19 protein-coding genes and 1 pseudogene are annotated in these 26,500 nt (G+C 36.9%); 7 read left to right on the top strand and 13 right to left on the bottom strand.

Annotated elements, in window-relative coordinates; genetic code table 11:
* Nucleotides 1-23 precede the first annotated feature (23 nt).
* From LF886_RS23560 to LF886_RS23505, 12 genes are all read right to left on the bottom strand, one after another.
* Nucleotides 24-2,282 (bottom strand): gliding motility-associated C-terminal domain-containing protein, encoded by a 2,259-nt coding sequence (locus LF886_RS23560; RefSeq protein WP_236852052.1) that lies wholly within the window; start codon nt 2,280-2,282, stop codon nt 24-26.
* 160 nt (nt 2,283-2,442) lie between these two features.
* Complete coding sequence (locus LF886_RS23555) at nt 2,443-4,701, bottom strand: lectin-like domain-containing protein (RefSeq protein WP_236852051.1); 2,259 nt, start codon at nt 4,699-4,701, stop codon at nt 2,443-2,445.
* Nucleotides 4,702-4,865: 164 nt separating this feature from the next.
* Nucleotides 4,866-5,342 (bottom strand): ribonuclease HI, encoded by a 477-nt coding sequence (rnhA, locus tag LF886_RS23550; protein ID WP_236852050.1) that lies wholly within the window; start codon nt 5,340-5,342, stop codon nt 4,866-4,868.
* A gap of 66 nt (nt 5,343-5,408) precedes the next feature.
* Nucleotides 5,409-6,998, bottom strand: a complete 1,590-nt coding sequence (gene dnaB, locus LF886_RS23545; protein WP_236852049.1) for a replicative DNA helicase — start codon at nt 6,996-6,998, stop codon at nt 5,409-5,411.
* Nucleotides 6,999-7,153: 155 nt separating this feature from the next.
* Entirely contained in the window at nt 7,154-9,301 is a 2,148-nt protein-coding gene (locus tag LF886_RS23540; RefSeq protein ID WP_236852048.1) for a T9SS type B sorting domain-containing protein, read from the bottom strand.
* Between the two features lie 98 nt (nt 9,302-9,399).
* Nucleotides 9,400-11,469, bottom strand: a complete 2,070-nt coding sequence (locus LF886_RS23535; RefSeq protein ID WP_236852047.1) for a T9SS type B sorting domain-containing protein — start codon at nt 11,467-11,469, stop codon at nt 9,400-9,402.
* A gap of 103 nt (nt 11,470-11,572) precedes the next feature.
* Complete coding sequence (locus tag LF886_RS23530; protein ID WP_236852046.1) at nt 11,573-12,175, bottom strand: hypothetical protein; 603 nt, start codon at nt 12,173-12,175, stop codon at nt 11,573-11,575.
* A gap of 299 nt (nt 12,176-12,474) precedes the next feature.
* Nucleotides 12,475-13,710 carry an MFS transporter gene (locus LF886_RS23525; protein ID WP_236852045.1) on the bottom strand — a complete coding sequence of 412 codons (1,236 nt, stop codon included), beginning with the start codon at nt 13,708-13,710 and terminating at the stop codon, nt 12,475-12,477.
* Nucleotides 13,711-13,802: 92 nt separating this feature from the next.
* Nucleotides 13,803-14,165 (bottom strand): hypothetical protein, encoded by a 363-nt coding sequence (locus LF886_RS23520; RefSeq protein WP_236852044.1) that lies wholly within the window; start codon nt 14,163-14,165, stop codon nt 13,803-13,805.
* A 69-nt stretch (nt 14,166-14,234) separates the two neighbouring features.
* Nucleotides 14,235-15,734, bottom strand: a complete 1,500-nt coding sequence (locus tag LF886_RS23515; RefSeq protein ID WP_236852043.1) for a GH3 auxin-responsive promoter family protein — start codon at nt 15,732-15,734, stop codon at nt 14,235-14,237.
* A gap of 135 nt (nt 15,735-15,869) precedes the next feature.
* Entirely contained in the window at nt 15,870-16,163 is a 294-nt protein-coding gene (locus tag LF886_RS23510) for a hypothetical protein (protein ID WP_124532414.1), read from the bottom strand.
* 181 nt (nt 16,164-16,344) lie between these two features.
* A complete protein-coding gene (locus LF886_RS23505; protein ID WP_236852042.1) occupies nt 16,345-16,740 on the bottom strand; it encodes a hypothetical protein in 396 nt (131 codons plus the stop codon).
* Nucleotides 16,741-16,984: 244 nt separating this feature from the next.
* Between LF886_RS23505 and mfd the strand changes: the two are divergent.
* The 7 genes and pseudogenes from mfd to pth all read left to right on the top strand — a co-directional run bounded on the left by mfd (nt 16,985) and on the right by pth (nt 25,843).
* A pseudogene (gene mfd, locus LF886_RS23500) lies at nt 16,985-20,352 on the top strand (transcription-repair coupling factor).
* Nucleotides 20,353-20,726: 374 nt separating this feature from the next.
* Nucleotides 20,727-21,545: a hypothetical protein gene (locus LF886_RS23495; RefSeq protein WP_236852041.1), complete on the top strand. Its 819-nt coding sequence runs from the start codon at nt 20,727-20,729 to the stop codon at nt 21,543-21,545.
* A 4-nt stretch (nt 21,546-21,549) separates the two neighbouring features.
* A complete protein-coding gene (locus LF886_RS23490; protein WP_236852040.1) occupies nt 21,550-22,380 on the top strand; it encodes a hypothetical protein in 831 nt (276 codons plus the stop codon).
* A gap of 7 nt (nt 22,381-22,387) precedes the next feature.
* Entirely contained in the window at nt 22,388-23,125 is a 738-nt protein-coding gene (locus tag LF886_RS23485; RefSeq protein WP_236852039.1) for a hypothetical protein, read from the top strand.
* Between the two features lie 151 nt (nt 23,126-23,276).
* Nucleotides 23,277-24,152, top strand: a complete 876-nt coding sequence (locus LF886_RS23480) for a hypothetical protein (RefSeq protein ID WP_236852038.1) — start codon at nt 23,277-23,279, stop codon at nt 24,150-24,152.
* Between the two features lie 98 nt (nt 24,153-24,250).
* Nucleotides 24,251-25,192, top strand: a complete 942-nt coding sequence (locus tag LF886_RS23475) for a hypothetical protein (protein WP_236852037.1) — start codon at nt 24,251-24,253, stop codon at nt 25,190-25,192.
* Nucleotides 25,193-25,279: 87 nt separating this feature from the next.
* Entirely contained in the window at nt 25,280-25,843 is a 564-nt protein-coding gene (gene pth, locus LF886_RS23470; RefSeq protein WP_236852036.1) for an aminoacyl-tRNA hydrolase, read from the top strand.
* A gap of 127 nt (nt 25,844-25,970) precedes the next feature.
* On the opposite strand, the gene LF886_RS23465 is transcribed toward pth, so the two are convergent.
* Nucleotides 25,971-26,492: a hypothetical protein gene (locus LF886_RS23465; RefSeq protein WP_236852035.1), complete on the bottom strand. Its 522-nt coding sequence runs from the start codon at nt 26,490-26,492 to the stop codon at nt 25,971-25,973.
* Between the last annotated feature and the right edge of the window lie 8 nt (nt 26,493-26,500).

The following is a 26,500-nucleotide window of genomic DNA, read 5'->3' as shown; positions in this document are numbered from 1 at the left end:
TTTTGATGTGATGGAAAGTGTAATTATTCTCTGTTTTTTACAACAATCCAGCCCGAGAATTTTATCGGAGTACTGTTTTTATTATTTTCATTCCATGAAACAGAATACCAGTAATTTCCTGTAGGAACTTTTTTACTTCCATTGGTAGTACCTGCCCATTTGTAGCCATTTGTTTTATCAGCCTGGAACATTTTATAACCATATCTGTCGAAGATGGCTATTTCCAGATTCTGTTTATTGGCAAGAGCAGAATAATCTACAAAATCATTCATACCATCGTCATTTGGAGTGATCACATTGATTAGATTAGGTACAGTGATGTTGATTTCAACAGGAATACAATTATAACCGTCTCTTACATATATTTTCGCTTCTCCTCTTGCAATATTGGTGAAGATATTAGAATCCTGCCAGCTGATATTATCCATAGAATACTGGTAAGGAGGAGTTCCCCCATTGGCATATACAGTGACAGTGCTTCCTGAAATATCAATACTTGTAACAACTGGATTGTCGGAAGGATATACGGTTACTTTTTGTGTAGCAATACAATCTCCTGTTTTAAGTTTTACCCAGTAAGTGCCTACTCCCACATTTTTGATTGATTGTGTCGTTGCTCCTGTGCTCCATTCATAGCTTTTGAAGCCTGCTCCTGCATCTAATGTGGTTGTATTTTCTATACAAATAGTTTTGTCAAGTAAGGTTCTTGAGTAAACAGGAGCTATTACAGTTAATGTAACTTTAGCGATAGAATAACATCCGTTTGCGCTGAATACTTTAATATATGCAACTCCGTTAGGGGCAATGTATGCAGTTGGAGTAGCGATTGCGTTTGTTCCACTGATAGCATCGGTCAATGATGGGTAATACTCTTTTGTAAGCCCGCCCTGAGAAACTACCGCTGCTACAAGATTAAAAGAAGCCATAGATGGGTTGCTTTCAATAAAGCATGATTTTATTTCGACATCATTGACAACAACAACGGGGTAAATGTTCAGGGTAACTTTAGCTGTACTTACACAGCCTTGAGGAGTGGTTACTTTTACATATATTACCGCTGCTGCAGAAGCATAAGCTGAAGGGTTCGTAATTTTGTTGGTGTCATTATTAAGATCGAATAATGTAGGATAGAATTCCTTGGTTACGCCGGCAACAGTTGTTACAGCGGCTGTATTAAGATCAAAGGTTGCTGTTCCTGCATTGTTATTATTACATCCGGTAAGGCTGGCATCCGTTGCTGCAAATGGAGTAGGATTAAGCTGAATGACTCCGTCACCATTATCACAAAGAGTAGAAGTAGGATCTTTTACAACCACCTTAATCGTTGTATTTCCTGAATACTGGAAACTCGTAGGATTGGCGATAGGAGTAGAGCTTCCCAATACATAATAAGTGAAAATATAATTTCCTGGATTATTTACAAATTGGGAATTATAAGAAGTAAGATCTACAGTGCCGTTTCCGGTAGCAGGATTTGTACACACGAATGGAGTGAGTGTATTGCTTAAGATAGGAACTTTATCTACAAATACTTTAACATCTTTAATAGAATGTCTTGCACTGGCACCTCCGGTTGCTGCAGAGAAGCCAAAATATCCTTGTGACATTCCTACTGCACCCCCTGAAGGAGCAAAAGACTGATCTGCGATAAGTACACCGTTTATTCTTACTTTGATGATCCAGTTTGTCGGGTTGGTAAGGTCTGTTTCTCCATTTACTTCAACATGTCTGTAGGTATCTCCTACAAAAGGCTGAGTGGCAATAAGGTCCGGAGAGTGGAATGTACTTCCGGGAGTAGTATTGTATTCGATATTGTTACCTGCTGTATTATTGGTGCCATACAAAATATGAACTTTACTCATCTGGCCTTCGGTGGTATTGTTGAAGATATCAAAACCAACCATCAGCCCGGAAGCATTGGCAGGAATACCTAGTCCTCCTCCCGAAACGAATCCTGTAGGAGGGTTGGCCAGATACCAGAAGGTAAAACCGTCCCCTTTTCCAAATTGTGTAGTTCCGTTTCCGTCAATTCTGAAATCAAATTCCACTTTCCATTTATCACAATAGCTTAGGGTGATAGGAGTGGATAGTTTTACGGCCCCGTATCTGCTGGTCTGATCGGTGGTAAGTCTTACAAAGTCTCCGCTTACTATAGCATCAGAGACAAGATCCCAGCCCGTTATATTTACAGGGTTTCCGGTAAGTTGATATGTTTGTGAAAGTATTTTTCCCGGCAAGCATAATAAGATAGCCAGCAATAAAATGAGTATATCTTTTTTCATAGTGGATGGATTGTGATGTTATTTGTTCTTAGATATAAAATTGTTTTTTTTAATATTTAATAGGGCCTTAAAAGGCAACGCAAGGTGTCAATCTCTGACTGAGCAGTGCCTTTTTTAATACCGAAACTACCCCAAATGAGGTAGTTTCTGATGGTAAAGTTTATTCTCTGTTTTTAACCAATACCCAGCCTGAGTATTTGGTTTCAGTATTGTCTTTATTATTTTCGTTCCATGAGATAGAGTACCAGTAAGTCCCTGTAAGAACTTTTTTCCCGGAAGCTGTTCCGTCCCATGTGAAGTTTCTCATTTTTCCAGCCTCATACAATTTATTTCCGTACCTGTCATAAACAATGAATACCAGATTTTTCTTGTAGGCGAGTGCTGAATAGTCAATGAAATCATTTACATTATCGCCGTTTGGAGTGATCGCATTAATCAGATTGGGTACAGTGATCTGAACTTCAACAGGAGTGCAGTTATAAAAATCTTTCACATACACTCTTACCTCTCCTCTTGCGAGCCCGGTGAATATATTGCTGGTCTGCCAATGCGCTCCATCCAGAGAAAACTGGTATGGAGGAGTTCCTCCTGATACATTAACCGTAATCTTATTATTATCAATATCAATACTGGAAATCACTGGATTGGCAGATGCTTTTACATTAACAATCTGTGTAGTGATACAGTTTCCGGTTTTAAGTTTTACCCAATAAGTACCTACTCCTACATCTTTAATGGATGACGTTGTTGCTCCGGTGCTCCATTCATAGCCATTGAATCCGGGACCTGCATCCAGATCTGTTTTCTCGCCGATACAGATGATTTTATCTTTCAGCACAGAAGATTTTACAGGAGGCAATACAATAAGATTGATTTTAGCAATATTGAAACATCCGTTGGTATCCGTCACTTTTGCGTATACGGCAGTGCTTGTTGACAAATACTGAAGAGGATTCATGATCTCATTGGTTCCGTCCAGAGCATTCGCTATCGATGTATAATACTTTTTGGCAGCACCAGTAGTTAAGGTAGTCACATCTGCTGTTGTCAAATTAAAAATAGCACTGGAAATATTGTTTTCAATGAAACATGATCTTAGCGTAGCTTCTTTCACTGGAGTGTCTGCATAGAACGCCAATGTGATTTTTGCTGAACCAGTACATCCCTGTGGCGTTGTCACTTTTACATACACAACTCCAGGAGCAGATATGTAATTGTCAGGGTTTTGAATTTCATTCGTATCTGCATTGAGGTCTGCTAACGTTTTATAATATTTTTTAGTAACTCCCGGAACACTTGTAACAGGTGCTGTATTCAGATTGAAAGCGGCAGTTCCTGCCTTGTTATTATTACATACTGTAATGGTTTTGTCTTCCGCTTTAAAAGGAGCAAGAACCAATAAGATTTTACCATCGGGGTTATCACACAGCAGTCCCGCATTATCTTTAATAACAACGGTAACGGTTGCGTTCGCATTGAATTGATAATTGGTAGGAGTGGCAATAGGTGTTGAACTTCCGAATGGATAATAAGTAAATGTATAATTTGAAGGATTACTGACGAATTGCGAATTGAAAGAAGTCAGGTTTACAGATCCGTATCCGGTAGTAGGATTTGGACAGAAAGACTGAGTTGCTGAATTCTGCAAAATAGGAACTTTGTCAGTATAAATCTTTACGTTTTTAATAGAATGTCTTGATCTTGCACCTCCTGTGGAAGCCGAAAATCCGAAATATCCTACAGTCATTGCAGCCGCTGTTCCGGAAGGAGCAAAAGATTGGTTACAGATTACGTTACCGTCTATTGTTATTTTTAATATCCAGTTGGTAGGAGTTGCAGGATCTACCTGTGCCGTTACTTCAACGTGCTTAAATGTTGTTCCCTGAAAAGGTTGGGTTGTATTCAGATCCGGAGAATGGAATGAGCTTCCCGGAACATTGAAGAATTCAACGTTATTGGTGTCAGAGGTATTTTGGACCAGTCCATAAGCAACGTGTACTTTACTCATCGTAGCAGTCGTAGTGTTGTTGTACGTATCAAGTCCTACGACAAGACCAACTGCATTCTGGGATACTCCAAGACCTGATCCTAATACACTTGCAACAGGTGGATTGGCCAGATACCAGAAGGCGATACCATCTCCGTTGGAGGTTTGATTGGAATCCATTCTGAAATCAAATTCCACTCTCCATTTGTCACAATACTTTAAGTTAATAGGGTCGTTCAGCCTGATAGAACCGGATTGGTTGTTGGTGTCCGGAGTGAGCTGAATAAAGTCTGTGTTTACTTGCGTGGGGGAAACCATCGTCCAGCCAGTAGTAGTCACTGGGTTTCCGATAAGCTGATAAGTCTGTGCAAAGGACTTCCCGGCTATACAGAGTAAAAAAACAGATAAATACAATAATAGATTTTTATTCATTTAGATGGGACTTAGATTAATATGTAAAGATATTAAATCCCGATCAAATAATATGTATTTAACGTTAATTCTGTTAAAAGTTTTAATTATATTTTAATAAACACAGCTTCTTCTGATGAAATAGCAAATTTTGGGTAGTCGCTTTGTATTTGTTTTAATTAAAATTAAAAGAGAGAATTGGCGTCAAGACCTTCAAAATAGGCGTCAATTTCGAGATCTGAAGAGGCTGCTGCAGCTACGGCTAATTTGTCGCAAAGCTCATTTTCAAAGTGTCCGGCATGCCCTTTTATCCAGTGCATTTTAGGGGTGTGTTTATTGTATAGCTCAACGAATTTTTTCCAGAGGTCAGGATTTTTTACATTTTTCCAGCCTCTTTTGATCCATCCGGCAATCCAGTTTTGGTTGATTGCATCAGAGACGTACTTGCTGTCTGTATACACATGGATATCATTTTCTGTGGATTTCAGTTTTTCCAATGCGGTGATGACAGCCAGAAGTTCCATTCTGTTGTTGGTTGTTTTTCGATAACCTTTGGAAAATGTTTTCTGGTAATTTTTTTCCGGAACACGCATGAGAATTCCATATCCGCCTTTTCCCGGATTTCCGCTGCAAGCCCCGTCGGTATAAATTTCGATTCTCAAATCTGCTTTTTAATTGAATTGCTGGTTGTGAAATTGAACTGAATTGTCTTAAACTTCAGTCTTTATTTAAAATGGAAAATCATCGTCATCATCAAAGTCATTCATTGAGGAGCCGGAAAGTTTTGAACTGTCCGGAAGGTCAAATGCTGCCCCTGGCTGAATCGTTGTCTTGATTTTATCAAAGCCGCTCGGTTCATTCAAGTTGGAAGGGTATCCACCTCCTGCACCTCCATCAAATGCTGCTTCAATATCAGCAAATTTTGCAAAATGTTTTAAGAAAGATAATCTGACATCTGCTGTAGCACCATTTCTGTGTTTTGCAATAATCAGCTCGGCCTGGTTTTCAGTAGAAGTTTCCTGTCCTTCATCATCATTATCCCAAACGGTAATTTTATAATATTCCGGTCTGAAGATGAAAGATACAATATCCGCATCCTGCTCGATCGCTCCGGATTCCCTTAGATCTGAAAGCTGAGGTCTTTTTCCCGGACGCGCTTCCACACTTCTTGAAAGCTGAGAAAGGGCAATTACCGGAACGTTAAGTTCTTTTGCAATCGCTTTTAATGAACGTGAAATCATGGAGATTTCCTGTTCACGGTTTCCGACTCCTTTTCCGCCGCTGCTTCCTGCTGTCATCAGCTGAAGGTAGTCGACCATGATAATTCTTACTCCATGCTGCATTACAAGTCTTCGGCATTTTGCACGGAAGTCGAATATGGAAAGGGAAGGTGTTTCGTCAATATATAAAGGAGCATTTTCCAATTCAGATACATTGGAGAATAGTCTCTGCCATTCTTCATCATCCAAAGTTCCTTTTCTTAATTTCTCAGAAGAAATCCTTGTTTCGGAAGCAATCATTCTGGTAATCAGCTGTACAGATGCCATCTCGAGTGAGAACAGAGCCATAGGGACTTTGTGTCCTACTGCAATATTTCTTGCCATGGAAAGAAGGAATGCCGTTTTACCCATCGCCGGACGTGCGGCAATAATGATAAGGTCAGAATTCTGCCATCCACCGGTTTCTTTATCTACATCTCGGAATCCTGAAGGAACCCCTGAAAGTCCTTCCTTATCTTTTAAAGATTTAATCGTATCAATAGCTTGTTTTACTAATGAATTGGCAGTGTCGAATCCTTTTTTAATCGTTCCGTTGGTGATTTCGAAGAAAGACTGTTCAGCTTTATCTAAAAGTTCAAAAACATCGGTTGACTCTTTGTATGAAGAATCAATAACATTAGCAGAAACATTAATAAGGCTTCTTAAAATATATTTTTCAAGAATAACACGTACATGATATTCAATATGGGCAGATGAGCTTACTCCCATCGTCAGATCGATGATATAATGGTCACCGCCTGCCTGGCTAAGCTTGTCTCCTTTTTTTAATTCCTGAATGATGGTCATTAAGTCTACCGGATGGTTACCTTCATAAAGCTTCAAGATGGCTGAAAAGATGACCTGATGTCTGGGATCGTAAAAAACTTCTGAGGTAAGAAGATCAATGGAATGGTCAAGACCTTTTTTGTCAATCAAAAAAGTTCCGATAACAAGTCTTTCAAATTCCACTGCATTGGGAGGCATTTTTCCATCCGCAATAGACAATTCTTTTGCAAAGTTTCCGTGTGTAAGGGATGATAATGTTTCTTTCTGCGCCATGGTGCAAAGATAGTTTATTTAAAAAATAATAAAAAAATAGTATTCAACAAATTGTTAGCAGTCTTTTGGAAAATACTGTAAACAGGAGATTCGCCTTGTTGATAAAAAAAATCACCTCAGTCTGAGGTGATTTTTCAAAAAAGATGTAGTACAACTTATTCTTTATTTTTTACCAATACCCATCCAGAATACTTGGTTTCGGTACTGTTTTTATTGTTTTCATTCCAAGAGATAGAATACCAGTAAGTTCCGGTTGGAATTTTCTTGCCAAAGGCTGTTCCGTCCCATGTGAAATTTTTCATTTTGTTGGCTTCATGAAGTTTGTTTCCATATCTGTCATACACGATGAAGAGAAGATTTTTCTTATATGCCAGTGCAGAATAGTCGATAACATCGTTTACATTATCTCCATTTGGCGTAATGGCATTAATAAGGTTAGGAACCGTCACAGTCACCTGGATAGGCGTACAGTTGTAAGAGTCTTTTACATACACTGTATTCTCACCTCTAGGAAGTCCTGTGAATATATTGGAATCCTGCCATTTTACACCATCCACAGAATATTTGTAAGGAGGAACTCCCCCTGTAGCGGTAACGGTAATGTTGTTATTGGTAATTTCTATTCCTGAGATCACAGGCTGAAGACTCGCATGCACGCGTACTTCCTGAAGAGTGAAGCATTTTCCGGTCTGAAGTTTTACCCAATATACACCAACTCCTACGTTGCTGATAGATTGTGTTTTTTCACCAGTGCTCCATTCGTAGCTTACAAATCCAGGTCCTGCATCCAAAGTTGTTTTACCTTCAGCACAAATCGTTTTATCTTTTAATACAGTTGATTTTACAGGAGGTAATACTTTCAGGTCTATTTTAGAAATTGAATAACACTGTTTGTCATTGTCTACTCTTGTATATACCGTTTTGCTTTCTGAAAGATAATTAAATGGTGTAGCAATTGGGTTGGTTTGAGTTTTAGCATCAGCTACTGATGTATAATATTTAATGATAATTCCTGTAGGTGTAGGAACAGCTATTCCTATATCTGCCTTAGAAAGGTCAAATGTTGAACGAGTAATATCTTTATCAATATAACAGTTTTCAATTACTGCATCTTTTAATACAACCGCTGGGAAGAATAATAGTCTGATTGTAGTCGTTGCTATACATCCGAAAGTAGAAACTACTTTTGCATATACCGTTGTTTCCTGAGAAATATAGTTGGTAGGATCAGTAATTTCATTAATCCCTGCATTCATGTCAGCAACAGTAGCATAATACTTAATAGTTGCTCCGGTTCCTCCAAATACATTGGCTGTTGTCAAATTATATTTTGCAGTACCAGCTCCGTTATTATTACAAGAGTATAAAGTAGCAGCATTTGCTGAAATGCCTACATTAACAAACTTGAATTTCCCTGTTATGAAACATCCGTTGATAGGGTTGTTCAGGTTATCAGGATCTTTATATACAATTCTGTAATAGTATGTTGTTACCGCGTCTACAGTTGCTATTGTAAGAGGGTTTTCTCCTGTAAGAGCGTCGTTGGTTGTTTTATGATAAGTAACCTTAAAGTTCGAGCTGTTACCATTAATGATAGATGCAGTAAGTGTTGAAAAATCAAACTGCGTAGGTAGCGCACAAACCATCACCTGGCTAGGATCAGTAGGAGTAGTTCCTGGAATTCCCGGAGTGATGAACGGGTAAGGAGAAAGAACAGGATCGTTAAATGCAGAACTTAAGCTTGCAGTACCTGTCCATTCTAAAGAGAAACCATTCACGGATCTACTGAAGTTATCAATGACCAAATAATAGGTCTGGCCTACTAACACATCCATATAAGGGCTCCATTTGCCATTGTTCATACTGGCTGTAGTACCGGGAGGATTGGTAGGGAATACTGCAGGTGGAGCAAGGGCAAGATCCAGACCTGTATCTCCTGCAGTACCACTATAGTTACATCTTATTGGCTGTATGAAAACATGATCCGCGTTCTGTAAAGATGCACATCCGTTTGCTGTTGGCCCATAGACTGCGAAATCATAATCATCGGTTTGGTCGTTAGGTTTTATTTTAAATGCAAGTGTACCTGGTGTAGATATCGTGAAAGTGTACCAAACGGTATATCTTTCATTGGTACTAAGACACCCTCCGTTTTGGTTAAGAATTTCTATAATATTTCCAGGTCCTGAAGGGGTATAAGAAATGTCAGAGTTACCACAGATGGGAATTGCTGTGACACAATCCGACTGGGAGTAAGCCATTTGTGTTACCAATAAAATAAAAAGAAGTAGTATTTTTTTCATTGTTAAAACTATTTTTGTTAAACAAAATTGAAGATCAATAAATTTTTATCACAATTTGTAAAAGAAAAAGCCGCCAAAGCGGCTTTTAATATTATGTATTATTCTCTGTTTTTTACAACAATCCAACCTGAAAACTTGAAAGGAGTATTCTTTTTGTCATTTTCATTCCATGTTACAGAATACCAGTAAGTACCCGTTGGGATTTTCTTACCTGCAATAGTTCCGTCCCATTTGTATCCGTTGGATTTATCTCCCTGGTGGATTTTTGTTCCGTATCGGTCAAAAATGCTCAATACAAGACTCTGTTTGTCTGCCATAGCAGAGTAATCTACGACATCATTCACACCGTCTCCGTTTGGCGTAATCATATTGACAAGGTTAGGAACTACTACGGTAACTTCAATAGGCTCACAGTCGTAAGCATCTTTTACATATACCTTGTAAGTTCCTCTTGCTACATTAGAGAATGTATTGGAGTTCTGCCATATGATTTTATCCATAGAATACTGATAATCCGGTGTACCTGCTATAACATTAATCGTTAATGTAGTATTGGATACCTCAATGCCTGTTACTACTGGCTGCTCAGAAGGATAAATCGTTACCTTTTGAGTAGCAATACATTCTCCTGTCTTTAATTTTACCCAGTAAGTTCCTACGCCAACATTTTTGATAGATTGAGTAGTTGCTCCTGTGCTCCATTCATAGCTGCTGAACCCAGGTCCTGCATCAAGAGTTGTAGTATCTTCCATACAGATGATCTTATCTTTCAGAACGCTTGATGTCACAGGAGGAATTACCGTTAAACCGATTTTTACAACCACATAACAGCCTCTGGTGTCAGATACTCTTACGTATACAACACCGTTTGGTGCAATATAATTAGCATTTACAATCTCATTAGTTGAATCTATTGCATCAGTTAATGAAGGGAAGAATTTCTTCGTGATACCAGCTTGTGGTGTAATTACAGCTGCGCTGTTAAGGTTGAATAAAGCTGTAGAAGGATTAGTTTCTATAAAGCATGATCTTAGCTCAGCATCTTTTGCAATGATTTGAGGATAAAACTTAAGCGTAATTTCTGCAATATCAGTACATCCAAATACAGAAGTTACTTTTACATATATTTTACCTTCAGCAGAAACAAACTGATAGATGTTTGTAATCTCATTGATTGAGTTGTTCAGATCATATAAAGTATGATAATATTTTTTTGTGACTGTAGGGTCTGCAATAACATTTGCTGTTGTAAGATCATACATTGCAGTTCCTGCATTGTTATTATTACAGCTGGTTAAAGTAACATCTGCAGCTGTGATGGTTCCATCTTTAAACTTAAAGGTGCCCATTTGTCTACATTTATTGATCGGATTGTTTGCATTCGCCGGATCAGTATAGCTGATACTGTAATAATATATCCCTGTAGTCGTTACGGTCTGAGGCCCAGTGATTGGGTTGTTGGCCGTTAAAGCATCATTCTGGCTTGTGTGGTAAGTAACGGTGAAATTAGGATTACCATTAAGAATGCCTGTTGATAATGAAGCAAAATCAAAAGTAGCAGGATTTGTACAGATAACAACTTCTCTTGGATCTGCTGGGTTTGCAGCCGGTATTCCTGGTGGAATAAATGGATGTGGCTGTATATTAGGATCAGAGAACGGAGAAGATAGTGTAGCCGTTCCGCCCCATGACATTTTAAAACCATTTGCAGATTCACTATGGTTGTTTACAATCAGATAATAGGTTTCTCCGGGTAATACATCTATGTATTTTGCCCATCTGTCTCCACCCACTAAATCACATAAGTCCGTAGAAGGCATGTTAAGTCCTGTGATACCAGGGGATACCGCATAAGAACCGCGGAGTGGAGCACCTCTGGTGGCACATGTTTTATTAGGACCGAATACTGCGAAGTCATAATCATTGCCCAGATCATTGGGAATAATTTCGAATGTAAGCGTTCCTGCTGTAGCAATGGTAAAAGTATACCATACTGAGTATCTTTCGTTACTAAGGCATCCACCAATGGTTTCCAGGGTGTCACCGTAACCATTCGGGGTGTATGAAATATCTGTGTTACCACAGACAGCCATAGCTGTTGCACAGTCAGACTGCGCATATAGAATACGTGAGAATATTATTAAGAAAAGGAGTAGTGTTTTTTTCATAGGATAAGGTTTTAAACAAATATTAAAACGTTGATGATTAAATGAGCTTTATCACGTTTATATAATTTTTGAGAATAGTATTGTTGTGATATAGCTCTCTTTTTTATTGATTAATCATTTGCTTGCCCCAGCTTGGAGAAGTAGATGATGGATTGGCTGCATTAATTTCATTCGCTGCCTTTTGGTGCAGTTTTACAGCTTCCAATTTATTGTTAGACAATTCAGCTATCTCAGCTTTCAGGAATGTAAGTCTAGGATTATCCTTAAGTTGAGTCTCGGCTTTCGACATATATGCAACAGCTGTTTTCAGAGTCTTCTGAGGTTCTGCTGCAGCCGTTATTCTGATTTTCTGTGTATTGATAAGTCCTAAAAGCGTATTGATTTCTCCGTTGTTTTTTTCTGAAGCAAGAGCCTGTGCTGCAAATTTTCCTGCAGCCTCATTAGATTCAGCCATAGGTCTGTTTGTAGTGTATTTCAACAAATACTGTGTCTTAAGATACATAGAAACAGCAGCATAGTAATTAGCTTTCCACTTTTCAGAAGTTTTTGTTTCAGAAAATGTTTTGAAAACAGTATCGTAGTCACTGTCTGTCTTTGCATTATCGAGCTGCAAAGCAGTTTGCTGTAAGGTAGGATCTGAAAAAAATTGAGCATTCATTAGTGAACCTGTCACTAAAAAGCTCAAAATTAGTAAAAGTTTATTCATAGGGATATTTTATGAAGCAAATATAAAAATTATTAACGTTAAATTAAAGATTTTAAGATATATTTAATGAAACTAATGTATTGGTTTTTAATATTGTATTTTATTTTTTGGCATAATTATATCAAGATCGTAAAGATATTGATGTTTTAGCTGAATATTTAAGATTTAATTCTTGAATATATTTAAAAAAAACACGTATAAAACAAAAATCAGAATAGAAAACGTTCTATTCTGATTTTAAGTATTTCGAATTATGGATAATTTCAAATAAAATTTGAAAGATATTATCAATCAATATGTTAATATTGCATTTTTCTTAGTTTAGGATTGGTGCTTCCTACCAATAATGCCACCAAAACAGTCATGCACCCTCCAAATACAACGGAGCGTACAACACCCAATAGTTTGGCCATAACTCCGCTTTCAAACTGTCCCATTTCATTGCTGGACATAATGAAAATTGAATTGACACTAAGAACACGTCCTCTTATATGATCAGGGGTTTTTAGCTGTACAATGGTACCTCGTATAACCACAGAAATTCCGTCAAGCATTCCACTCATCACAAGGAACATGAACGATAACCAATAGAGTTTGGATAAGCCAAATCCAATGATGCAAAATCCAAATCCGGTCACAACGGCAAGAAGGATTTTCCCCTGGTTTTTTCGAAGAGGAACAATAGACAAAATAGTAATGATACACATGGACCCAATATCAGAAGCCGCGTTCAGCAATCCGAAACCTTCAGCCCCTGAACTTAAAATATCCGTAGCAAATACAGGAATCATCGCTACCGCACCACCAAAAAGTACAGCAAACATATCAAGGCATAACGCCCCTAATATTTCTTTAGTTTTAAAAATATAGGAAATTCCCTCACGCATACTCTCCACAACATTTACTGTTTCTTTTTTATACTCCGAATACTGCTTGTGAAGCTGCCAGAAAAATAAAGAAGCAACAAAGATTAATAATAAAATAGCTACTAAGGTCCATTTTACTCCAATATATCCGATAAGGATACCACCTATGGCATGCCCGCATACAGAAGATATAAGGAAAGTTGCCTGATTCAGCGTTACAGCATTGGGAAGGTTTTCCTTTTTTACAATTTTAGGAATCATAGATGGAACAATGGGACCGATGAAAGCTCTCGCTATTCCTGTAAAAAAGATGACTCCATAAATATAGTAAGTGATCTGATGTCCGGTGAAATGCATTTTTACATCTAAAAACGCAGGGACCAACAGGAGTCCGATCAGAAAAATATAAGCATAATTGCAGATAAGAAGGAGCCTCTTTTTTTCATTCATGTCGATAACATGTCCGGCGTACAATGCACAGCTTACGGCAGGTATTACCTCCGAAAGCCCGATAAGGCCTATTGAAAAAGGATCTTTTGTTAGTTGATATACCCACCATCCTAGTAGTGTGGCCAGCATTCTGAAAGCTAAAACAATAAAAAATCTCCCGGTGAGAAGATTTCTAAATTCAACATTTTGTAATGTTTGTAACGGGGTAAAGGAAATCATGAACAAAAATAGCCCTAAAAATTTATTTAGGACTATTCATATGTTGATTTCTGACAGATATATTAAATATATCCTGAAAGATAAAATCTATTTTAGTCAGCTCTTGAAGAACTGATTACAATGGCAGCAACACCTGCAGCTCCGATAATTGTAGCTCCAGCGGCAATTCTTGCTTTTCTTCTGTCTTTTACAGCCGCTACATTAGCTTTAGGGATAACCACTTCTGTACTGTCTTTTTTACCAGCTGTACCTACAAGATTATCACCAACGACATTTCTGAATAATATGGTCTGTTTCGGAGAACCGTCTCTCATCGTAACCTTATATACCTTCCCGGCTTCCAGATTAGAATAATTGTTTTTTGAAATATCATCGCTGTATTTTGTAGTAGCACAAGATGTAATAACAAATAAAGACGTTAATAAAGATGATTTTAACAGTACAGATGCTTTCATTATTTTCTTTTAGTTTTTCAAATTTATAATTTTTTTCGAATATACGTTTTTGGAATTGAAAAAATATGATTAAAATTTGTAAATTTCTAAGAGATCTGCAATGTTTCTGTCATTAGCCAATCTTGGAGTCTTGTTTTGACCTCCCAATTTCCCTTGGGATTTGGCATATTCATGAAAAGCATTCTTTTTGAGTCTGGAGATCTGTAGTTTCTGTAAAATATTCCCGGAAATCAAATCATCATAATAAGTGTTTCTTGCCCTCAGCTGCTGATCCAGTTCATCTCTGAATGCTTCTAAATGTTCAGGTTCTTTTTCAAATTCAATCAGCCATTCGTGGTAAGGAAGTCCTTCTCCAGGGTTTACCTGTGGGGCAAGATGGAATTCAGTAATCTGTGCCGGATGCTTTTCAAGGGCCGCTTTCATGGCTTCTTCCACCTCAAAAGCAATCACATGTTCTCCAAATGCCGAAGTGAAATGTTTAGTCCTGCCGCTTACCAGAACCCTATAAGGATCTTTACTGATAAATCTCACAACATCTCCGATAGAATAAGCCCAAAGCCCGGAATTGGTAGTAAGAATCAACGCATAATCTTTATGAAGCTCAATTTCTTTTAAAGTTAATCTTCTTGCTCCAGGCTTGCCATATTCTTCCAGAGGAATAAATTCATAAAAAATTCCATGGTTGGTCAATAATAGAAGTCCTTCGTTTGTATAGTCATCCTGAAAAGCAAAAAAACCTTCAGAAGCCGGAAAAGTTTGAACAATATCTACTTTTCCGCCTAATAAATCTTCCATTTTATCACGATAAGGCTCATAATTGACCCCTCCGGTTACAATAAGCTGTAGATTAGGGAACAGTTGCTTAATCTTTTTCCCCTGTTTTTCAATCAGCTTCTCGAAATACATAATCAGCCATGGCGGGATTCCGGAAATCAGGGTCATGTTTTCACGCTCTGTTTCTTCAACAATTCTGTCTACTTTAGCTTCCCAATCTTCAATCATGTTGGTTTCCCAGCTTGGAAGACGATTTTTTTGAAGATAATTGGGGATGTGATGGGCTACAATACCAGACAATCTTCCGGTTTTTATCCCAAAGACTTCTTCCAGCTCAGGGCTTCCCTGCAGAAAAATCATTTTCCCGTTGACGAAGTCAGCGTTGTCCTTTTTACTGATATAATGAAAAAGAGCACTTTGGGCGCCTGCAATCTGGAATGGCATTCCTTCCTTAGAAATCGGAATGTATTTGGATCCGGAAGTCGTCCCCGAAGTTTTGGCAAAATATTCTGGAGTTTCTGTCCATAGAATATTGGACTGTCCTTTTTTTACTCTTTCAATATAAGGTTTCAGATCTTCATAGTCGGCAACAGGAACTCTGCTCTGGAATTCTTTTACAGAATGGATGTTTTCAAAATCATGTTCCCGCCCAAAAAGTGTCTTTTGAGCCGTATTCACTAAAGAAAGTAATAAATCCTCCTGGTTTTTCCCAGCATTTTTTTTGAAGTGCTCCGCTTTCTGAACATGTTTCTTGGCCCAGATAAGCGCTGCATTTTTCTTGAAGAAGTTTAACATGCGTCAAATTTATAAATAAGTAGAGAATCTGGAATCATTTTTGCGAAGCTTCACATAAAAAAAACCAATGGAACAAGTTCCATCGGCTTTTCGAAATTTGATTATGAAAATAACAACTATATGTTAATGTTATGCTTATTTGTTCTCCTTGTATCTTTTATCTGGAGTACCGTCTTTTTTTACGTGTTTGTTTTCTTTATATCTTTTGTCCGGAGTGCCGTCTTTTTTCATTTTGACAGCGGGTTGGGCAGGTTTTGCTGCTTTAGCATCCATCGCTGGTTTTGCAGCTTTTACTTCTGCAGGTTTAGCGGCTTTCACTGTAGTTTTTACAGGAGGCTGAGCTTTTGCGCTTGTAGCGGGAGCAGTCTGCTGAGCAGTTGCAAGTCCTAATCCCAAGATTAATGACATTGCAGATAATAATTTTTTCATAAGAATACTGTTTGTTTTTTGCTGAATAAAGATATACAAAAAGCAGGCTAAAAAAATGAGATTTTTAACCTTAACTAAAGTTTATTACAGCTTAAAAAAAATTAAAACGGTTCATTGTCAATAAAAAAGCCCGTCTTCAGAGTGAAAACGGGCTTAGGTAATAATATATAAATAGACATGGCTAGCGTGTACAGTTTGCTGTCCACGTTTTGCCATCTTTTGCAAATAGGATTTTTAAAGTATTGTTGTCAATTCTTATATAAGAGGTTCCTGTAGAACCTATCATCACAAGGGTGTGATCACCTTCCTGATTAAACTCTATTCCGTTAAGATCCGGAATACTGTTTGAGAAAGCGAAATTATACTTGGTACCGCTGGCAATCTTTGTTACAAATACACTTCCGTTATCTGTACTGATGTTGGTGGAGCCACCGTCATTGTAGGAAACTTTTCCTTTATAAGTTCCTGCAAAGAATTCGTTATTTACAGGGTCATCATCTTTGCTGCACGACGAAAAAGATAATGCTGTAAATAAGAACAGCGTCATAACTCCCAGGATTTTCATTGCTTTTTTCATAATACTTAAATGTTTGGTTAGGTTTAAATGGCCAAACACTGTGCCATGGGGAGATTATGGAATTTTTTTAACGGGTTATTACATAAATTTGTAAAAAATTAAGATTATTGAGCTAAGTCATTCATTTTAAATCTGAAAGTATTTCCTTTTTTAATCAAAGAAAAAATTATCCGTACCTTTGTATACCATCAACGGTTTCGGAAAACTCCCGAAATCGCTTTTGTCGTTTATACCATTACTATTTATGCAGTTAAAATCCATCAACGAAAAGTTTCTTCCAGATCTTATGCAGAAAGAGTTCGGGAAAGAAATTTTTACCCAGTTAGAAAACAGTCAGCATATTGCCGTAAAAGGAAGTGCTGGATCTTCAGTTTCTATTTTTGTAGCTGAGCTTTTTTTGGTTCAAAAGAAAAATATTCTTTATCTGGTAGATGATAAAGAGGATGCGTTGTATGCCAATACAGAGATGGAAGACCTTCTGGGAAAGGAAAAAGTGTTGTACTTCCCGGCAACCCATCTTGAACCTTATCAGGTTGAGAAAACCCAAAATGCCAATCTTGTTTTAAGGACTGAAGTTTTAAATAAGATCAATTCCGGGAGATCTCCGAAAGTTATTGTAGCCTATGCCGGAGCTCTGTCTGAAAAAGTATTGAAAAAGAAGACTTTAAAGCTATTTCTCATCATATAAAAGTAGGTGATCAGTTGGATTTTGATTTTGTAGATGAACTTCTTAATCATTATCATTTTCAACAGGCTGATTTCGTTTCCGAACCTGGAGAGTTTTCTATAAGAGGAGGAATTGTAGATGTATTTTCCTATTCATACGAAAAGCCATATAGAATAACATTTTTTGGTAATGAAGTGGAAAGTATCAAAACTTTTGATATCGAAACTCAGCTTTCTGTAGATAAAGTAAAAGATTTTCAATTGGTTTCCAATATGAACTTTTCTGTAACGGGAAGCAGAGTGTCATTGCTGCAATTATTACCTGAAGGAAGTTTTGTGATTTCCAAAAACGGAATGGTGGGGATGCAGAAGATCAGAACATTTTACGAGAAATCTTTGGAGAAATATGATACATTAAATAAAGATATTGCCCACAGAACTCCGCAGGAACTTTTCATTTCTGATCAGGAATTTTTATTTGATTATAAAAAATTTAAGACGGTTGATTTTGGAGGAATGGTGATTGAAGGGTTGAAAGAAATCACAGAAGTTAAAATGGAACAGCTTCCTCAGCCTTCTTTTCATAAAAACTTTGAACTGCTGATTGAAGATATTGAAGAGAAGCAGAATGAAGGATTTGATACCTGGATTTCCTTTTCAACAGAAAAACAAAAAGAAAGACTGGAATCTATTTTTGAAGAGCTCGAAAATGAACTTCCTTTTAAGAGTTTTAAGTCTGAGCTGCATGAAGGATTTGTAGACAACGGACACAAATTGATGGTCTATACAGATCACCAGATCTTTGACCGTTATCAGAGATATAAGGCTAAAAATACGTTTGCTAAATCAGAGCAGCTTACCCTGAAAGACCTGATGTCTTTGAAAATAGGGGATTATATTGCTCATATCGACCATGGAATTGGAAAATTCATGGGGTTGGTAAAAGTAAATAATGACGGTAAAATTCAGGAATGTTTTAAACTGACTTATAAAAACGGGGACTTATTATATGTAAGTATTCACTCTTTGCATAAGATTTCGAAATTCAACGGACCGGATGGAAAAGAGATTGTTTTGAGCAAACTCGGATCTCCAAGCTGGAAATCCTTAAAACAGAAAACAAAAGCTAAGGTAAAGCAGATTGCTTTTGACCTTATTCAACTATATGCCCAGAGAAAGACAGCAAAAGGTTTTGCTTATACTCCGGACTCTTATCTGCAGAATGAATTGGAGGCCAGCTTTATCTATGAAGATACTCCGGATCAGGAAAAGGCTACCGTAGATGTTAAGAAAGATATGGAAGCGGATACGGTTATGGACAGGCTTGTTTGTGGTGACGTAGGTTTCGGTAAAACAGAGGTTGCGGTCCGTGCGGCATTTAAAGCGGCAACAGATGGTAAACAGGTTGCCATATTGGTCCCTACAACAATTCTTGCTTTTCAGCATTACAGAAGTTTTAAAGAAAGGCTTAAAGATTTTCCGGTAAATGTTGCTTATGTCAACAGATTCAGGACGGCTAAACAGAAATCAGAAACCTTAAGCGCTCTGAAAGATGGGAAAGTCGATATCATTATTGGGACCCATCAATTGGTAAGCAGTTCTGTTAAATTTAAGGATCTGGGACTGCTGATTATAGATGAAGAGCACAAATTCGGGGTTTCAGTAAAAGATAAGCTGAAAACACTTAAAAATAATGTTGATACGCTTACGCTTACGGCAACTCCTATCCCAAGGACTTTACAGTTTTCTTTGATGGCTGCAAGAGATTTATCCGTAATCAAAACACCACCGCCTAACAGGCAGCCTGTAGATACACAGCTGATTGGGTTTAGTGAAGAAATTCTTCGTGATGCCGTTTCTTATGAGCTTCAGAGAGATGGTCAGGTTTACTTTATTAACAACAGGATTGAAAATCTGAAAGATATTGCGGGGCTTATCCAGAGACTGGTTCCGGATGCAAGAGTCATCACAGGGCATGGGCAGATGGAAGGGAAGCAGCTGGAAAAGAATGTCTTGGATTTTATGGAAGGGAAATATGATGTTCTTGTTTCTACAACCATTGTAGAAAGTGGAGTGGATGTCCCGAATGCCAATACCATTTTCATTAATGATGCCCAACGATTTGGGATGGCAGACCTTCACCAGATGAGGGGAAGGGTAGGACGTAGCAACAGAAAAGCTTTTTGTTACCTGATTACTCCTCCTTATGATATGATGACTTCAGATGCCAGAAAACGCCTGGAAGCAATTGAACAATTTTCTGATCTGGGAAGCGGTTTCCAGATTGCGATGAAAGATCTTGAGATCCGTGGTGCCGGTGACCTTTTGGGAGCCGAACAAAGTGGGTTTATCAATGAAATGGGATTTGAAACCTATCAGAAGCTGATGCAGGAAGCGTTGGAAGAACTGAAAGATGATGCTGATTTTGAAAACCTGTTTGATAATGAAGAAGACAGACAGAAACTTTTCAAATCTGTGAAAGATGTCAATATCGATACTGATTTAGAACTGATGTTACCAGACTTCTATATTTCCAATACGGAAGAAAGATTGCTGCTATATCAGAAAATTGCGGAAATCAATAATGAAATAGATCTTCATCAATTTGAACTTGAATTAATTGACCGTTTTGGGGCATTGCCAAAAGAAGCAGTGAATCTTTTGAAGAGTGTTTCTCTGAAATGGCTTGCAGCAGATATTGGTTTTGAGAAGATTGTTATGAAAAATGGTGTATTCTTGGGGTATTTCCCTGGAAACCCCCAGGATAAATTCTACCAGACAGATAGATTCAGGCATATTATTAATTACTTGACCCGGAATCCTTCAGAGGCTCAACTTAAAGAAAAAGCTGGAAAAGAAGGGAACCAACTAATGATGAGGAAGGAAAGAGTAAAGAATGTAGATGAGGTCAATATGTTGCTGAAAGCTATTATTGAACATAATTAGATTGTAATTTTTGTTTATTGTAAACAAATTTGTAAAAAATGTGAAAAGTCTATGGAAATCTCAAATTTCCATAGACTTTTTTTGTGATTATTATCATGTTTTTATTTAGGAATACTCCTGTAATAGAGAGTTATAGCCCTTTTGAGGGGTTTGAAATCACTTTTTAATGATTAAAAATATCCTGTAAATCCCCGTACAGTAAGGGTTTGAGATGTTAAACTTATTTTTTAAAATATAAAAAGTAGAGTTATGTAGAAATAATTCTACTTTTTCGTATTATTTATTCTATCTCCTAATGTGTTTATTTCTATAGGTTTATGAATGTATAACTGGAATTTTTAAGGCATCATTGCGTACCTTTGCAGTCCTTAATTATGAAAAAACTTATATATTGCTGCGCGGCTGGATTTCTTTCTTTCTATGCCAACGCTCAGGTGGGAATTGGCACTGCGAAACCAAAATCCATTCTTGATGTGAATGGAAAAACGACTTTAAGAAAAGAACTTAGAGTAGGCGGGACTTCAAATCAGGCCGGAAGTGCCGGGTTAAATGGCCAGGTTTTGGTTTCTCAGGGAGAAGGTTTGCCACCCGTGTGGAAATCTTTGAACGTTTCCTTTATGGAAGAGGGACAGTATAAACTGATCAATTCTTATCTTACATCGGATCAAGTGGGTATTAATTCACTCTCTACTAATTTTGCGGGTGATGATGTTAACCTAAACAATATTGGTGACAATATTACCGATGCTGCCAAAGGTAAATGGGTGAAAATAGATGGTCTTAAAAATAGTTTTACAATTAAAAACGGGAAAAATAGACTGATCTACCAGCTCCAGACTGGAATTGAGATTAAGGCCCCTGTAGCTACTACTTCCCAAAATATCAAATTTACGTGTGGTGTTTTCAGAAATGGATTATTGGTAGCTGTACGTCCTGATAGAATTGCTTCCAACAACAATAGTGCAAAGGAAGGGTTGATGGATTATATCTTTACGCTTAACTATACAGAGCAGAACGTTCCCGTTGGACCTCATGTTATTGAGATCGCATGTCGAAAAATTAGTACTTCCAATACCAATTCACAATTTACAATAGGGCGTAGTGTGGCAACTCCTAACGGGGCTTCCAGTGCATTTACCCTAGAGTCAAACCTGAAAACGGATGTTATTGAATATGTTACGTATAAAAACTAATTGAATGATGAAAAAAACACTATCTGCCCTGCTTTTTACATTGGGACTTTTGCTATCTGCTCAAGTGGGAATTAATACTGGATCTCCAAAAGCAAAACTAGACGTGAACGGAGATGTAAACTTCAGAAATAAAATTGCTGTTTATAATAGTGCTGATGGCTCTGTTTTTCAAGGAAATAATGATCAGCTTCTGGTTTCTCAGGGAGAAGGATATGCTCCCATCTGGAAGTCACTTCGTATTCCTGAATATGAACCGAATAAATTTTATCTTATTTACAACAACTCTTTTTCAGATAAAGTTGGAATAACCTTCACAAACTCTGATGATTCTTCGGTACCCTATAGTTCCAGAGGAACTACTTTTACCAAAGGAAAAGAATATAGTACCCTTACAAAATTTAAACAAATTGATGGTCTTTCTCAGACTATAAAAGTTTTCAGTACTGAAAGTAAAGCTTATTTTCAGTTTGAAACTGTGGTACAGGCTAATTTTTCACCGGTCAGTGGTAATAATCCAACAGATAATTCAATAGATTATGCCTGCGGTATTTTTGTGGATAATAAACTTGTGAATTTAAGACAAAGAAACCTAAAAGCAAACAATGCCTCCTTTCCTTTTATTACCCACACTCAGATTGGTGTTGTAGAAAATCTTTCTCAAGGAGATCATAATGTAAGTGTTGCCTGTACAAGATTGGGTTCTTATGAAGCATCAAACATTAATCTTGCTATAGGAATTAATGGAGCCAGCAATATTAACAGTTTTATTGCACAATCATCTCTTAAAGTAGATGTGTATGAAGTTCCACAATCGTTTAACACAATTATTAACTAAGCAGATTATGAAAAAAATAGTATTTATAATATCTTTCCTGTTATTTTTTGCAACAAATGCTCAGGTAGGAGTTAATACTCCGAACCCTACCAATATGCTTGATGTAAATGGAGATCTTAATACTGGAAAAGAACTAAGAACAGGAGGGACAGATCTATTGAAAGGATCTGCAGGAACGGCAGGTGATATTTTTCACAATAGTGCAGAATTGGGGACAAATGACTGGAAGGCTGTTAAAATTGCAAATGGGCAGGGGAGTATGTCTGTGTTTTCTATTAACACTGTTGCAGACAAAACAGGAGTTGCTTTTTCTGGGAATAATGGATCGACATCAGCTTATGATGAAGGAGATGCGCTGACGGGTAACTGGACAGTACTCCCAGGAGCTGTAGATACATTCTCTGTGACCCGTTCAAACAATAAAGCTACCTTTTCATTTCAGACTACTGTTCAAAAAACCGGAACAAATTCTGCGAGTTTTGCATGTGGTGTTTTTATAGATGATAAACTTAGAGCCGTGAGAACAGATGTATTGCTTGGAGAAAGTGGTGTATATAAGATTTTTAACCTTAATGCCACTCTTACTAATCTTGATCTTAAAAATAACTATAGCGTTAAAGTTGCCTGTGTAAAAAGATCTATTACAGGGGTGACACTTGGGATAGGAAGAGCAGTTGATAATAATTCCCTTAATAGTGATATGTCACAGTCTGTTTTGACAACATCTATACTACAGCCTTATTAATTTTCATAATAATACAATAATTAAGAATCTAAAAACGTTATGTTTTTAGATTTTTTTTGTTGATTAACTCTATTTCTTGTGAATTTGTTCAGATAAAGTGAAGTGTATTATCGAAAATTGAATTATATTTGAACAAGCTAAAAAAATTTATATGGTAAAAAACTATTTTCTTAAAATGTTTGCCGGTATTGCTTTTCTAGGACTGCTGACAGCATGTAATACTACCTCAGATCCTACAGAATCTGTCCCTAATCCGGATGGCGGACCGCCCCCTAAAAAAGTTTTAGCAAAGGTTACTGCAAATAATGTTTCTCAGGAAGAATACGTTACTACTGCCGGAACCGGGGATTTACAGACCGCAGTATTTAAAGATGAATCTACTTCCAGTAGTGCTTATTATACAGGAACGGTAACGTATACCAACAAAAATATCACTAAAATTAAATTTGTAAGCTCTGTAACATCCAGTCTTGCTTATGAATTCAATATTGTTCCGGATGATACAGGTAAAAAGATTTATAATGCTACTTCTACAGCAACCGGGGCAACTCCATCAGCTTCTATTGTAAGTGATTATGCATTTACCTATGATTCGGTAACGAGTAAGCTTACCAAAATTCTGGAGAAAAGAAAAGAAGGAGGTATCAGCGCTTATAACAGGTTTATAGACTATAGCTTTGTGTATAACGGAAACAATGTGATCCAGGTGGTTTGTTCCAAAGGAATATTAGACATCAATGGAAACCCGAATATGACTACAGCAGCAGTAAGCAAGTACAGCTTTCAAAACTATGATGCTCAGAAAAGCCCATATTCTACACTTCCATCAGTATATTTCATTGCACGAAGTCTGATCACTCCGGCTAATTTCTACAAAGTTTCTCCAAACAATCCTACGTCAATGTTCATAGAATTGCCGTCACCAGCTACGCCTGTTAATACAGATCAGAGTTATTCTTATGATAATCAAGGGTATGTAGTTGTTGAGAAAAACAAGAATTTAACTTTTACCTATAAAAATTTATAGGAGAAATAGAGTTATTAATCTTACCGGAATATAAATAATTTTACAACTTTTAGGCAAAAAAAATTATATTTGTCAAAAAAATAATCAATTACAAGGAAATGAAACAAATTTTCTATTTTATTTTACTAATCGCAGGTTTTTCCTCAATACATTCCTGCAAGAGTTTATTGGATGAGGATGGGAATCCATTGTTGGATCTTAATAATACAGGAGGATTAAGCGGTCCCAGAGCATTATATAGAGAAATTACAGATAAAGATACAATCGCAGAATATCGCTATAGCGGGCTTCTTGTGACTAAAGTAATCACAGACAGTGCTTCAATTACTGACATCATGTACAGTGGTGATAAAATCAGCCAGATCAATTTTAACGGATTTCTGGATCTTGATGGAAACGGAAAACTGGATAAGGACAGTGTATCATACACCCAGTTATTCACTTACGCAAATAATAACAAATTGCAGAAAATTTCTGAAAACCGTTCTATCTTCAGAAGACCTCCGCCTGTACCGCCGGCAACTACTCCAGGGCCACAGACACTATTGAGAAAAGAGAAGACATCTTATGAAACATTTTACAGCGTTTCTACAGGAAAGTTGGATTCTATTGTTATGAAAAATGGTCCTGACGCTCCAGGAACCCAATTTATTTTTACTGATTATTCTAGAACAGCGTACACGTATGTAGGAGACAATGTGTCTAAAGTATTGAGATATTATGGTAAAATGGTAGGTACTACAGGGAATGTATTTGGACCCGTTACAGGAAAATATAGCTATGAATATTATGCATATGATGATCAGGTGAGCCCTTTCACATTGTTACCACATGTATATAAGATTTCAAGACTATTATCTACGGTAATTAATGATAAGGAAAGTCTTATCTTATCTCCAAACAATCCTAAGAGATGGTCGGTGACAGATCTTACTCCACCTATCCCAACTCCGATTGTAAAAAGTACGAATTACTCGTATGATCCTCAGACTTACATGACGAAAGGATATGGTGTTAATTACATCTATAAACCACAATAGAAGAATTTTTTTAACAATATTCAAACTCAATCTTTCATAAGATTGAGTTTTTTATTTTTTATCCCTTAATTTTGCAAAAAATTTCTGATGAAATATTTAATTGTTGGGCTTGGTAACAAAGGCTCAGAATATGAAAATACACGACACAATATAGGTTTTAAGGTAGCTGAGAAAATAGCGGAAACTCTTGAGGCATCATTTAATACGTCCAACTTTGGCTGGCTGGCAGAAGGAAAACACAAAGGGAGAAAAGTTTTTATTCTGAAACCTGACACTTACATGAATCTTTCCGGAAATGCAGTGAAATACTGGATGCAGAAAGAAAATATTCCTTTGGAAAATGTATTGATTGTTACTGATGATCTTGCGCTGCCTTTCGGAACTTTAAGATTGAAAGGAAAGGGCTCTGATGCAGGTCACAACGGACTCAAAAATATTAATGAAGTATTACAGACTCAGAATTACGCAAGACTTCGTTTCGGAATCTCTGCTGACTTCTCTGCTGGGCGACAGGTAGATTATGTATTAGGAACGTGGAATGACGAAGAAACAGAAAAACTTTCGGAGAGAATTGAAACTTTTTCCAAGGCTAGCCTTTCTTTCGTATTTGCAGGCTTGAACAATACAATGTCTGCATTTAATGGGAAATAATTTCAGATTGAAATAAGAAACATCTAGGATTGTAATAGTATCTAAAAGAATGACTACCCCGTTTTTGAGGTAGCCATCTAATTATCGTTTAAGAATTATTTTTTATTGCTTAAAATCTATATTAAATTTATCTAAAATCTTTAGGTATAAATTCCTCTAATTTAGAAATGTCAATTTTCTCACTTTGCCAAAAGTGTTCAATTTTCATCAATCTCTCTAAATCATTCCATAAAATCATTCTGCCTAAAACATATGAATAGTATTCAGCAATATCTATTCTTATTCTTTCAATTCCTAAATGGTATTTTTGAATATCTGAATGGAGTGCTTCATCAAATTGAAATAAGAGTTTGCAACAATATAAGACTTCGTCCTGCTTTAATGGGAAAGTTTTAAATACAATTGGTCTTAGCCTATTAAACAAAGATTTATTTTGAGGGATAAAATGAAAATTCTTAAAATCTGTTTTAGGTAAATTAAAAGTATTAATAAGATATTGAGCGATTTGAGAAGGTGATATGATATTTTTAAAATAATCTTGTAGCTCATCCCAAGTAGTCCACTTATTCCTATCAAGTGAAAGATCGACTAATCTTAAGTAAGCATATAAAAACAATAATTGTGAATAGTTTAATTGAATGTTTTTCATAATAAAAA

Origin of the sequence: Chryseobacterium sp. MEBOG07 (assembly GCF_021869745.1) — a bacterium.
GTDB classification, from domain to species: Bacteria; Bacteroidota; Bacteroidia; order Flavobacteriales; family Weeksellaceae; genus Chryseobacterium; species Chryseobacterium viscerum.
The sequence above is the reverse complement of the archived record's forward strand: the minus strand, read 5'-3'. Positions and strand labels throughout refer to the sequence as shown.

What these genes read in the sequence shown, in the direction of transcription:
- LF886_RS23560 (WP_236852052.1), bottom strand. Translation starts at nt 2,282, where the DNA reads ATGAAAAAAGATATACTCATTTTATTGCTGGCTATCTTATTATGCTTG.
- LF886_RS23555 (WP_236852051.1), bottom strand. Translation starts at nt 4,701, where the DNA reads ATGAATAAAAATCTATTATTGTATTTATCTGTTTTTTTACTCTGTATA.
- dnaB (WP_236852049.1), bottom strand. Translation starts at nt 6,998, where the DNA reads ATGGCGCAGAAAGAAACATTATCATCCCTTACACACGGAAACTTTGCA.
- LF886_RS23540 (WP_236852048.1), bottom strand. Translation starts at nt 9,301, where the DNA reads ATGAAAAAAATACTACTTCTTTTTATTTTATTGGTAACACAAATGGCT.
- LF886_RS23535 (WP_236852047.1), bottom strand. Translation starts at nt 11,469, where the DNA reads ATGAAAAAAACACTACTCCTTTTCTTAATAATATTCTCACGTATTCTA.
- LF886_RS23530 (WP_236852046.1), bottom strand. Translation starts at nt 12,175, where the DNA reads ATGAATAAACTTTTACTAATTTTGAGCTTTTTAGTGACAGGTTCACTA.
- LF886_RS23525 (WP_236852045.1), bottom strand. Translation starts at nt 13,710, where the DNA reads ATGATTTCCTTTACCCCGTTACAAACATTACAAAATGTTGAATTTAGA.
- LF886_RS23520 (WP_236852044.1), bottom strand. Translation starts at nt 14,165, where the DNA reads ATGAAAGCATCTGTACTGTTAAAATCATCTTTATTAACGTCTTTATTT.
- LF886_RS23515 (WP_236852043.1), bottom strand. Translation starts at nt 15,734, where the DNA reads ATGTTAAACTTCTTCAAGAAAAATGCAGCGCTTATCTGGGCCAAGAAA.
- LF886_RS23510 (WP_124532414.1), bottom strand. Translation starts at nt 16,163, where the DNA reads ATGAAAAAATTATTATCTGCAATGTCATTAATCTTGGGATTAGGACTT.
- LF886_RS23505 (WP_236852042.1), bottom strand. Translation starts at nt 16,740, where the DNA reads ATGAAAAAAGCAATGAAAATCCTGGGAGTTATGACGCTGTTCTTATTT.
- LF886_RS23495 (WP_236852041.1), top strand. Translation starts at nt 20,727, where the DNA reads ATGAAAAAACTTATATATTGCTGCGCGGCTGGATTTCTTTCTTTCTAT.
- LF886_RS23490 (WP_236852040.1), top strand. Translation starts at nt 21,550, where the DNA reads ATGATGAAAAAAACACTATCTGCCCTGCTTTTTACATTGGGACTTTTG.
- LF886_RS23485 (WP_236852039.1), top strand. Translation starts at nt 22,388, where the DNA reads ATGAAAAAAATAGTATTTATAATATCTTTCCTGTTATTTTTTGCAACA.
- LF886_RS23480 (WP_236852038.1), top strand. Translation starts at nt 23,277, where the DNA reads ATGGTAAAAAACTATTTTCTTAAAATGTTTGCCGGTATTGCTTTTCTA.
- LF886_RS23475 (WP_236852037.1), top strand. Translation starts at nt 24,251, where the DNA reads ATGAAACAAATTTTCTATTTTATTTTACTAATCGCAGGTTTTTCCTCA.
- pth (WP_236852036.1), top strand. Translation starts at nt 25,280, where the DNA reads ATGAAATATTTAATTGTTGGGCTTGGTAACAAAGGCTCAGAATATGAA.
- LF886_RS23465 (WP_236852035.1), bottom strand. Translation starts at nt 26,492, where the DNA reads ATGAAAAACATTCAATTAAACTATTCACAATTATTGTTTTTATATGCT.